This window comes from Wolbachia endosymbiont of Wuchereria bancrofti (assembly GCF_002204235.2).
Lineage (GTDB): Bacteria > Pseudomonadota > Alphaproteobacteria > Rickettsiales > Anaplasmataceae > Wolbachia.
In genome coordinates this window covers 44228-56332 of sequence record NZ_NJBR02000093.1, presented here as the reverse complement: position 1 = coordinate 56332, position 12105 = coordinate 44228, and the positions used below count along the sequence as shown (strand labels likewise).

8 protein-coding genes and 1 tRNA gene are annotated in these 12105 nt (G+C 35.9%); all 9 read left to right on the top strand.

Annotated features, from left to right (window positions below):
* A partial coding sequence (locus tag CCY16_RS06770; protein WP_143696920.1) for an EF-Tu C-terminal domain-related protein occupies window positions 1–109 on the top strand: 109 nt, incomplete at its 5' end.
* Window positions 110–124: 15 nt separating this feature from the next.
* Window positions 125–197, top strand: a tRNA-Trp gene (locus CCY16_RS04960).
* 19 nt (window positions 198–216) lie between these two features.
* On the top strand, window positions 217–417 hold the full coding sequence (secE, locus tag CCY16_RS04955; RefSeq protein ID WP_245800817.1) for a preprotein translocase subunit SecE: 201 nt from the start codon (window positions 217–219) through the stop codon (window positions 415–417).
* Entirely contained in the window at window positions 407–1243 is an 837-nt protein-coding gene (nusG, locus tag CCY16_RS04950; protein WP_088415410.1) for a transcription termination/antitermination protein NusG, read from the top strand. Before secE ends, nusG begins: the two co-directional genes overlap by 11 nt.
* Before the next feature lie 2 nt (window positions 1244–1245).
* A complete protein-coding gene (locus tag CCY16_RS04945; RefSeq protein ID WP_088415408.1) occupies window positions 1246–1686 on the top strand; it encodes a 50S ribosomal protein L11 in 441 nt (146 codons plus the stop codon).
* 4 nt (window positions 1687–1690) lie between these two features.
* On the top strand, window positions 1691–2344 hold the full coding sequence (rplA, locus tag CCY16_RS04940; RefSeq protein ID WP_088415406.1) for a 50S ribosomal protein L1: 654 nt from the start codon (window positions 1691–1693) through the stop codon (window positions 2342–2344).
* Between the two features lie 11 nt (window positions 2345–2355).
* Window positions 2356–2874 carry a 50S ribosomal protein L10 gene (gene rplJ, locus CCY16_RS04935; RefSeq protein WP_088415404.1) on the top strand — a complete coding sequence of 173 codons (519 nt, stop codon included), beginning with the start codon at window positions 2356–2358 and terminating at the stop codon, window positions 2872–2874.
* Between the two features lie 25 nt (window positions 2875–2899).
* On the top strand, window positions 2900–3301 hold the full coding sequence (gene rplL, locus CCY16_RS04930; protein ID WP_088415402.1) for a 50S ribosomal protein L7/L12: 402 nt from the start codon (window positions 2900–2902) through the stop codon (window positions 3299–3301).
* Window positions 3302–3367: 66 nt separating this feature from the next.
* The gene (locus CCY16_RS04925) at window positions 3368–11887 is read left to right on the top strand and encodes a DNA-directed RNA polymerase subunit beta/beta' (RefSeq protein ID WP_088415400.1); all 8520 of its coding nucleotides are present in this window, start codon (window positions 3368–3370) and stop codon (window positions 11885–11887) included.
* The last annotated feature ends 218 nt before the right edge of the window (window positions 11888–12105 follow it).

The following is a 12105-nucleotide window of genomic DNA, read 5'->3' as shown; positions in this document are numbered from 1 at the left end:
AGAGGTAGAATTGCAAGTACCGATAGCGATGGATAAGGGATTGCGCTTTGCAATAAGAGAAGGAGGTAGAACTATTGGTTCTGGTGTTGTTTCTGAAGTTTTGGAGTAAAAGAGTTTGAGTAATAGGAGTGTAGCTCAATTGGTAGAGCGCTGGTCTCCAAAACCAGAGGTTGTAGGTTCAATTCCTATCACTCCTGCATTAATATTGTGGTAGAAATGTTAAAAAGTTTGAGTGTCTTTTTTTGTGACATAAAGCAGGAAATACGAAGAATTGCTTGGGTGAGGAAGCAAGAAGTGTTGTCATCTCTATTTGTTGTAGTAATTGTTATATTATGCTTTTCGGTTTTCTTTTGCTTTGTAGATTTTATGTCTCTTTATGCGATTAAGACTTTATTTGGAATTGTCTATGGCATATGAACATAAATGGTACATCGTTAAAGTTAATTATGGGTACGAGAAGAATATACTTGAATTAGTAAGCAATGCTGTCTATTTTAAGGAGGTATTTATTCCTTATCAGACAGTATGTAACTCAAAGTCTGATATAAAAGAAGTATGTGAAGTGTATGTATGTATGTATCTGTGTGATGAGAGTAGAGATATTTTAAGCAAAACGCTTGGATTTCACAGTGGTGATTCCAGCAGTTTTAAAATAGTTTTAGATGAGGAGGTGGATTTAAAGCGCAAGGAATTCAATAAATATAAATGGTATATTTTGAGGGTTGCTTCTAATTATGAAGAAAAAGTGTGTCAACATGTACTGGAAAATTCTGTGAGATTAGGGGTTAATGATTATTTTAAGGAAGTTTTCATTCCATATGAGGAACCAAGTGAAGTGGAACTAAGATCTAAAAAAGCTGCCATACGAAGAAAGTGTTTTCCTGGTTATGTTTTTTTATATGTGGATTTGTGTGATGAAGTGCTAAATTTTGTGAATAATATACCAAAGTCTCTTAAAGTCTATGGATTCTTAAAAAATGGTAGTGTTCCAAAAGTGATTTCGGATGACGAGATTCACTCAATGTGCAATGCGCTTTACAATGCTCAAGAAACGAAAAAATTAAGCCATGGTTATGAAAAAGGTGAAAAGGTGAAAATTAATGATGGTCTTTTTCAGAATTTTACTGGTAAGGTAGATATGATTAATGATGAAAAAAAAATTATTAATGTAGAAGTGTCAATTCTAGGGAAGCCAACAATAATAGAGCTTGATCTAGCTCAAGTAGAGAAAATAGAAGATTAATTATGAGTGTTGTAATTGCCAAGATTAACTTACTGATGGAAGCGGGAAAGGCAGTTCCTGGACCAAAGATTGCTTCAGTGCTTGGTCCGCGCGGCATACCTGTTCCTAAGTTCTGCGAGGCTTTCAATAAAGTGACTGGCACAGCTAACGCCAATTATAAAGTGGGTGATTTAGTAACAGTGCGGATTTCCATAAAGGATGACCGCTCTCACGATTTTACTGTCAGTGGCCCACCTGTGGCTTACTTGCTTAAGCAAGAAGCTAAATTGAGCAAAAGTTCTAGCAATCCTGGTAAAGAATTGGTAGCTAAATTGCCTATGTCTGCTATAATTAAGATAGCAAGATATAAGATGGTTGACATGAAAGTGGATAATGAAGATTCAGCAGTGAAAATGGTTATAGGCACTGCTAAATCTATGGGTATAGAAGTTATAGAAGGTTAGAAGCATGAATATACATAGCGACAGTCCCAGGCAATGTTTAGAAGAAATTATCAAGTCTGCTTCAGCAAAGTTTAACGAATCAATTGACGTTGCAGTTAATTTAGGTATAGATTCACGTAAATCTGAAGAACAAGTGCGTGGTACAGTAGTTTTACCTAAAGGTATTGGGAAAGATATTAAAGTAGCTGTCTTCACTCAAGGCAAACATTTACTAGAAGCTGAAAAAGCTGGTTCTAATATTGTAGGGGGAGAAGATTTAGTTGAAGAGATAAAAAAGGGTAGAAAACTGGATGTTGATTGGTGTATCACTACTCCTGATTTCATAGCAAAAATCACTCCTATTGCAAAGATGTTGGGTGCTAAGGGGTTAATGCCTAATCCTAAATTTGGTACCGTGACTTCCAACGTTGCAGAAGCTATTAAAACCATCAAGTCTGGTCAAATAAAATTTAGGACAGATAAAAACGGTATTATCCACGGCAAATTAGGGAATATCAAGTTTAGCGTTGATGATTTGCTAGAAAATTTAAAAGCCTTTCTTAAAGTAATTAAAAGTAATAAACCCATTTCTGTAAAAGGGGTGTACTTTAAGAGCGTTTTTTTAAATTCAACTATGGGTAAGGCTTATAAAATGAGTAAAGTGGAAGATATAATTTAGGGGGTAATACCGTGAAGCGCGAGAATAAGGATGAGTTTATACAAAATATAATAAACGTGTTTGTAAATAATGATTTTTTGATACTGGTAAATTTTAAATCTATAAATGCTAGCGATTCATTAATCCTTAGGGATAGCTTAAAGTCTGCAGCTAGTGGAATGCTAGTAGTTAAAAATACTCTAGCCCGCTTAGCTTTAGGAAGAGCTGGTAGGTTTTCTTATTTATTAGATAGATTTTCTGGTCCCGTTGCTGTTATATACTCCAGTGGTATAGTAGAAGCTGCAAAGCTAATAGTTGATTTCACTAATGCTAATAAAGAAAAGATGTCTGTGATTTGCGCAGCTCACTTAAACCAATTGCTTACAATGGAGGATGTTAATAAATTAGCTAAGTTGCCTTCTCTGGATGAGTTGCGTATTAAAATTATGCGTTTAATATTTTATAATATCCCTGCCCGGTTGGCGTTATCTATTAATTCACCCTCTATTAGGCTTATGGGAGTATTGGGTTATTATAGTTCTAAAAAATAAATTTATTGTCAAGTAAGGTAGTAGTATGAGTAATGTAACAAACGATTTAGTTGATAAAATATTATCTTTAAACTTATTAGAGGCCTCTGAGCTTGTAAAAGTTCTAGAAGAGAAAATAGGATTACCTGCTGGTTCTTTTGTTGATGGGGCTGTTAGTGCTAGTGCACCTACTAGTGATAATGCTGCCAGCTCTGTTGCTCAAGAAAAAACTGAATGTAAAGTTGTGATTAAAGAAATTGATGCAAGTAAAAAAATGGAAATCATTAGAACAGTGAGAAAAGTTGATCCTACATTAGGCTTAAAAGAAGCAAAAGAGTTAGTCGAATCCTTACCTAAAGATTTGACTGCCAGTGTTCCTAGGGGTGAGGCAGAGAAAATAAAGCAACAGCTCATTGATGCAGGAGCAACCAAAGTGGAACTCGAATAGGATGTTTATATTTAATATATTAATTTTATATTAATATAGCCCTTTTAGTTAGTTTGAGGTGTTTTAATGGTTGGTTCTTCTTATATGTGTGCTTCTAATGCTTTTATTCCTAGAGTTTCTTACTCTAGGTCAATTGATTTAAAAGATTCTTTATTGGATTTAGTTAAAGTTCAAAAAGAGTCATACAAGTCATTTACTCCTGGAAATCATGGTAATGAGAGACTTGAGTCTATCTTTCGTTCAGTTTTTCCGATAAACGATCCTTTGCACAGGGCTACTATTGAATTTATAAGTTGTAGGATAGATAATCCTAAGTACGATGAGTCTGAGTGTATAAAGCGTAGTATAACTTTTTCTGCTCGAGTCATTGCTTCTATACGCCTTGTTATTATGCAGGATGGTATTTCCCTTGACGAATATAAATCGATTAAAGGGAGTGGAGATCATTCTAAGCTTTCAACCGTTATAAAGTTTATAGGGGAGCAAGAGGTCCATTTCTGTGAATTGCCAATGATGACCGATAAAGGCACCTTCATCATTAATGGTGTAGAGAAAGTGATCGTTTCGCAAATGCATAGGTCTCCTGGTGTATTTTTCGATAGCGATAAGGGAAAAACCTACAACTCTGGTAAACTAATCTATTCCGCTAGAGTTATTCCTTATAGAGGTTCTTGGCTTGATATTGAGTTTGATGTTAAAGACCTCTTATATTTTCGTATTGATAGGAAAAGAAAATTACCAATCTCAGTCTTATTAAAAGCATTGGGCTTATCAAATAATGATATACTCAGTAGATTTTATGAAAAGATAAAGTACATAAAATATAAGAATAGTTGGAAAGTACCGTTTGTTCCTGACAAATTTAAGGGGGTTAGATTACCTTTCGACTTAATGGATGTTGAAGGTAACGTGTTATTTAAGGCTAATGTTCGTATTACCTCAAGATTAGCTAAAAAGCTACATGATGACGAATTAAAGGAGTACTTAGTACCTTTTGATTCTATATGTGGTTTATTCCTTGCAGAAGATTTAATAGATAGTGTTAGCTCTACGAAAATTTTATCTGCTGGTGAGTCTATAAAGATAGAAGATGTAAAAAAGCTTGAGTTGTTGTCCATAGGTGAAATATCAGTACTAAACATCGATAATTTGTCTGTCGGTCCTTATATATTAAACACGCTTTTCTTAGACGAAAACATGTCTTATCAAGACGCACTGTATGAAATATACAAGGTCTTGCGTCCTGGTGAAGTTCCTGTGTTAGAAATAGTAGAAGAGTTTTTTCATAATCTTTTCTTTAACCCTGAGTATTACGATCTATCTAACATTGGTAGATTGAAACTTAACTCTTATCTTGGGTTAGATTATGATGAGGATTTAACTGTTTTAACATATGAGGATATTATTGAAATTATAAGAAAGATAGTATTGCTGCGTGACGGCCAAGGATCTGTAGATGACATTGATCACCTGGGAAATAGAAGAGTAAGGTCAGTTGGAGAGTTTATAGAAAATCAGTTTAGAGCTGGGCTATTAAAGCTGGAACGTGCAGTAATTGACTCTATGTCTACTTCTAGTTTAGATAAAGTTTCTTCACCTGACTTCATTAATCCAAAAGTGTTAACTAATGTCTTAAGAGATTTTTTCAACTCTTCTCAATTATCTCAGTTTATGGATCAGACTAATCCGTTATCTGAAATAACACATAAAAGGAGGTTGTCAGCATTAGGTCCTGGTGGTTTAACGAGAGATCGTGCAGGGTTTGAAGTGCGGGATGTTCATCCAACTCATTATGGAAGAATTTGTCCTATTGAAACTCCTGAAGGGCAAAATATAGGGTTGATCAACAGTTTAGCTATATATGCACGAGTTAACAAATATGGTTTTATTGAAAGCCCCTACAGAAAAGTAGTTGATAGGGTTGCCACTGATCAAATTGAGTACTTATCTGCCATAGATGAAGGTTTATATTATATAGCCGATACCAGCGCAAAGCTTGACAATAATAATCGTTTTATCGACGACATGCTATACTGTAGGTATGCTGGTAATTTTGTCATGGTCAGCAGTGATCAAGTGAGCTACATTGACGTATCCCCTAAACAGGTAATATCAGTTGCAGCCTCTTTAATCCCATTTTTAGAAAATGATGATGCTAATAGGGCATTAATGGGTTCAAATATGCAACGTCAAGCTGTGCCTTTATTGAAGCCTACTGCTCCTTTGGTTGGTACTGGCATAGAGTCTTTTGTAGCTTCTGGCTCTGGTGCCGTAGTTTTAGCAAAACGCGACGGCATAGTTGATAGTTCTGATAGTAACTCTATAGTTATACGTGCTTTTGATGAAGAAAGGGTTAACTATCTTGGCGTAGATATTTATCATTTAAAAAAATTTCAACGCTCTAACCATAATACTTGCATTAATCAAAAACCGCTAGTACGTGTAGGTGATTATGTTAAAGAGGGTGATGTAATAGCTGATGGCCCTGCAATTAACAGTGGTGAGCTAGCACTTGGTCAAAACTTGCTGGTCGCTTTTATGTCTTGGCAAGGGTATAATTTTGAAGACTCTATTATTATCTCCAGTGAAATTGTTAAAAAAGATCTCTTCACTTCAATACATATAGAAGAATTCGAATGTGTTGTACACGATACTCCTTTAGGGTCAGAGAAAATAACTCGTGCTATACCTGGCGTTAATGAAGAAAATCTATATCACTTAGATGATAGTGGTATAGTAAAAATTGGTACAAGAGTTGGTCCGGGCTATATTCTTGTAGGTAAAATTACACCTAAACCTTCTCTTTTATTGCCTCCTGAAACAAAATTATTAATGACGATTTTTGGTGAAAAGTCATTCGATTGTGCAGACTCCTCTTTATACACATCCCCAGACGTTGAAGGAACAGTCATTGATGTACAGGTCTTTACACGTAGAGGGGTCGAAGAAAGCGAAAGGGCACTGCTTATCAAGCAGAAAGAAATGAATGATTTAGAAAAGGAGCGAGATTATATAATCAATGTTGCTAGTGAATATTTTTATGACGAACTGAAAAAACTTCTTGTTCATTCTTGCTTTCAAGATCAAGAAAAACTTGACGCTATTGAACGTGAACAATGGTGGGGTATAGGATTAAAAAATCGATCTATCTCTGAACAGGTTAAGAACTTAAAAAAAGATTTTGATGAAAAAGTATCGAATACAATAGCACAGTTTAAACAAAAAGTGGAAAAGTTAGATGAAGGCTATGACTTACCTCAAGGTGTGTTAATGTCGGTAAAAGTTTTCATTGCTGTAAAGCATAGTCTACAGCCAGGAGATAAAATGGCTGGTAGACATGGAAACAAGGGGGTAATTTCTCGAGTTGTACCAGTGGAAGATATGCCTTATTTGGAGGATGGTACCCCTGTTGATATTATTCTGAATCCTCTTGGTGTTCCATCAAGAATGAATGTGGGGCAAATATTGGAAACCCATGTAGGTTGGGCTTGCAAAAAATTAGGAGAAAGAGTAGGCAACATTCTGGATGAAATTAACAAGATTAACAATGATTTCTGTAAGGAAATTAGATCTCTTGACGATAACAACTTTGCAAAATTTGCAGCGGTGTATTTTGATAATAAAAAAACTGAAGAGATTAGAGATGATGAAATAACAGATTCCCTTGTTAATATACCTAATAAAGGCTCACTAAATGATGAATTAAACACATTAGTGGAAAATTATTTAAACTCTTGCAAAAGTGCGTATGACAATTTACGTAGCTTCCTCATTGAGGTTTATAGCTGTGGTAGTGATGTATCTATTTGCAATAATATTCGCGATATTAGCAATAGTAACTTGATTGAATTTGCACATAAATTACGTAATGGCATTCCTGTTGCTGCACCTGTTTTTGAAGGTCCAAAGGATAAAAATATAATAAAATTATTTACACTTGCTGGCTTAGATCCTTCTGGACAAACTGAGGCATATGATGGCCGCACTGGTGAGAAATTTGACCGTAAGGTTACGGTTGGTTATATGTACATGCTTAAGCTGCACCACCTGGTCGATGATAAAATTCATGCGCGTTCAGTAGGGCCTTACAGTTTGGTTACTCAGCAACCTCTTGGAGGAAAATCCCATTTTGGCGGTCAGCGCTTTGGTGAAATGGAATGTTGGGCATTGCAAGCCTATGGTGCCGCTTATACTTTACAGGAAATGCTAACTGTGAAGTCTGATGATATTAATGGCAGGGTTAAGATTTATGAATCGATAATAAAAGGTGACAGCAACTTTGAATGTGGAACTCCTGAGTCTTTCAATGTGATGATAAAAGAACTACGTTCTTTATGTTTAAATGTGGCTTTAAAACAAAATAATGTTGTTATTGAAGACATATCTCACACTAACATTGCACAGTCTTTTGATAAGATTGGCATATCGATTGCTAGCCCTGAGAATATTAAATCTATGTCTTACGGCGAGGTAAAAGACGTCTCAACTGCAAATTATCGTACATTCAAAGTTGAGAAAGGTGGATTATTTTGTCCTAAGATCTTTGGTCCAGTCAATGACGATGAATGTTTGTGTGGAAAATACAAAAAAAGAAGACACAGAGGCCGCATATGTGAAAAATGTGGAGTAGAAGTTACATCTTCTAAAGTAAGAAGAGAAAGAATGGGTCATATAGAGCTTGCGTCCCCTGTTGCCCATATATGGTTTTTGAAGTCACTCCCTTCAAGAATTGGAGCATTATTAGACATGTCTCTTAGGGATATTGAGAATATTTTGTATAGCGATAACTACATTGTGATAGATCCCCTTGTTTCTCCTTTTGAAAAGGGTGAGATTATTAGTGAGAAAACTTATAATGAGGCTAAAGATGACTATGGTATCGATAGTTTCGTAGCTATGCAGGGTGTTGAAGCTATAAGAGAGTTGCTTACTTGTCTTGATTTACATCAAATCAGAAAGGATTTAAGACTGGAATTAGAGTCTGTTGCTTCTGAAATAAGAAGAAAGAAAATTATAAAGAGGTTACGTATTATTGAAAACTTTATTAAATCTGGAAACAGACCTGAGTGGATGATACTTACGACTATACCTATTTTACCACCTGACTTGCGTCCTTTAGTATCGCTTGAAAGTGGTCGCCCCGCAGTTTCTGACTTAAATCATCATTATAGGACTATTATTAATAGAAATAACAGATTGAGGAAATTATTAAGCTTGAATCCTCCTGAGATTATGATTCGTAATGAAAAGAGGATGTTACAAGAAGCAGTTGATTCTCTTTTTGATAATAGCCGTCGCAATGCTCTAACAAATAAAGCTGGTGCTATTGGATATAAAAAATCTATTAGTGACATGCTAAAAGGAAAACAAGGCCGTTTCCGCCAAAATCTCTTAGGAAAAAGGGTAGACTATTCTGGACGTTCTGTAATAGTTGTTGGGCCAGCTTTAAAGTTGAATCAATGTGGGTTACCAAAAAGAATGGCTCTTGAATTATTTAAGCCTTTTGTTTATTCAAAGCTTAAGATGTATGGTATGGCTCCAACTATCAAGTTTGCTAGTAAATTGATAAGAGCAGAGAAGCCAGAGGTTTGGGATATGCTAGAAGAAGTGATAAAAGAGCATCCTGTTTTGCTAAACAGAGCGCCTACTTTACATAGGCTTGGTATTCAAGCCTTTGAACCAATCCTTATTGAAGGCAAAGCGATACAACTTCATCCACTTGTTTGTACAGCATTTAACGCAGATTTTGATGGCGACCAAATGGCAGTACATGTGCCGATTTCATTGGAAGCTCAACTTGAAGCAAGGGTGCTGATGATGTCAACCAATAATGTCTTAAGCCCTTCTAATGGCAGACCAATTATAGTCCCTAGTAAAGACATAATACTTGGTATATACTACTTAACTTTACAGGAACAAACTAATAAAGAAGGTGATGATTTGCCATTTTTAGGCACTTTTGGTGAAGTTGAGCATTCTTTGAGTGATGGTACTTTACATATTCATTCTAGTATAAGATATAGAATAGAGTATACGAATAGCGAAGGTGAAACTTGCTATAAAACTATTCGCACAACTCCTGGTCGCTTAATATTATGGCAGATTTTTCCTAAACATGAGAATCTAAATTTTGATCTTGTAAATCAGGTATTAACAGTTAAAGAAGTAACTAGTATAGTTGATTTGATATATCGCAACTGTGGTCAAAGTGCTACGGTGGAATTTTCTGACAGGTTAATGGTACTTGGCTTTGAGTATGCTACGTTTTCTGGCATTTCTTTTAGCCGTTGTGATCTGGTTATACCTGAAACTAAAGCTAAACACGTTGATCATGCGAGGGGTGAAATCAAGAAGTTCTCTATGCAATATCAAGACGGGCTAATAACTAGAAGTGAGAGATATAATAAGGTTATAGATGAATGGTCTAAATGTACAGATATGATAGCTAATGACATGTTAAAATCAATATCTGTATATGATAGAAATAGTAAGTATAATTCAGTGTACATGATGGTTAATTCTGGTGCAAGGGGTTCTACTTCACAGATGAAGCAGCTAGCTGGGATGCGAGGGCTCATGACTAAACCTTCTGGTGAGATCATAGAAACACCTATAATTTCTAACTTCCGTGAAGGATTAAACGTATTTGAGTATTTTAATTCTACTCATGGTGCACGTAAGGGTCTTGCTGATACTGCGCTTAAAACTGCTAATTCTGGATATTTAACTCGTCGTTTAGTTGATGTATCTCAAAACTGTATAGTTACAAAGCATGACTGTAAAACAAAAAATGGTCTTGTTGTGAGAGCTACAGTTGAAGGAGGCACTATAGTTGCATCTCTAGAAAGTGTTGTGCTGGGCAGAACAGCTGCAAATGATATATATAATCCAGTGACAAAAGAGTTATTGGTGAGAGCAGGAGAGTTAATTGATGAGGATAAGGTAAAGCAAATCAATATTGCAGGTCTTGATGCTGTAAAAATTAGATCACCTTTAACTTGCGAAGTAAGTCCAGGAGTATGTTCTTTGTGCTATGGAAGAGATCTTGCAACCGGTAAAATTGTCTCAATAGGTGAAGCAGTTGGTGTAATAGCTGCTCAATCTGTTGGAGAGCCGGGTACTCAGTTAACGATGCGTACTTTCCACATAGGTGGAGTAATGACTAGAGGTGTTGAGTCTTCAAATATTATAGCTTCTATTAATGCCAAAATAAAATTGAGTAACAGTAACATAATTATAGACAAAAATGGAGATAAAATTGCAATAAGTCGTTCTTGTGAGGTGGTGTTAATTGATAGTCTTGGTAGTGAGAAGTTAAGACATAGTGTACCTTATGGTGCTAAACTTTGTGTAGATGAAGGTCAGTCAGTAAAAATCGGTGATAAGATTGCAGAATGGGATCCTTATACATTACCTATTATCACGGAAAAGACTGGTACAGTGTCATATCAAGATTTAAAAGATGGGGTGTCAATCACTGAAGTTATGGATGAATCTACAGGAATATCAAGTAAAGTAGTAAAAGATTGGAAACTGTACTCCGGTGGAGCTAATTTACGTCCTCGCATAGTGCTACTTGATGATAACGGTGAAGTGATGACGCTCGCAAGCGGTATTGAAGCATGTTATTTTATACCAATTGGTGCAGTACTCAATGTACAAGATGGCCAGAAGGTTCACGCAGGTGACGTTATTACAAGAACACCAAGGGAGTCAGTTAAAACTCGTGATATTACTGGCGGTTTGCCGAGAGTTATAGAGTTGTTTGAAGCACGGCGCCCTAGAGAACATGCCATCGTTAGTGAAATAGATGGTCATGTGGCATTTTCTGAGAAAGATCGGAGAGGAAAACGTAGCATACTCATAAAACCTTTGAATGAACAGATTTCTCCAATTGAGTATTTGGTGTCAAGAAGTAAACATGTGATAGTTAATGAGGGTGATTTTGTACGTAAAGGTGATCTGTTAATGGATGGTGATCCTGATCTCCATGATATTTTACGTGTACTTGGATTAGAAGCTTTAGCGCACTATATGATTTCTGAAATACAGCAAGTTTACAGATTGCAGGGTGTTCGTATAGACAACAAGCATTTAGAGGTGATATTAAAGCAAATGTTGCAGAAAGTGGAAATTACTGATCCTGGTGATACTATGTACTTGGTCGGCGAAAGCATTGACAAGTTGGAAGTTGATAAGGGAAATGATGTTATGAGTAACTCTGGCAAGCGGCCTGCTTGTTATCTTCCTATCTTGCAAGGAATTACTAGAGCAAGTCTTGAAACTAAATCCTTTATTTCTGCTGCCTCTTTCCAGGAAACAACAAAAGTGCTGACAGAAGCAGCATTCTGTGGAAAAGAAGACCCTTTAAGTGGATTAAAAGAAAATGTTATAGTAGGAAGATTAATTCCTGCTGGTACAGGTTTGATTATGAGTAAGGTCAGGGCACTTTCGCTTTGTGATAATATGGATAAATATGAAAAATATTTTGATATTGAAGCTTATGACGAGAAATTGTTAGAGAATAATGGTTGCCACTTGCATTCTGGAAAGAAAGAAAGTGTAGCAGAATCACGTTATAATTAGCCAAATTAAATATAGCTAACGAAGACGGGCATACTGTTTTATGACTGTGTGAACATTGGCGTGGCTTAGCATAGATTCCGCTCACAAGTAGCGGGGCAACGGTTTATAGAATCATTGGTAGATCTAAGTTACTTTAGGTGTGGATGAAAAATCTGCGGACATAGATTTCTAGCTATCTGAATATCTCTACTGCAGTTATGATCACATCAATAAGCAGG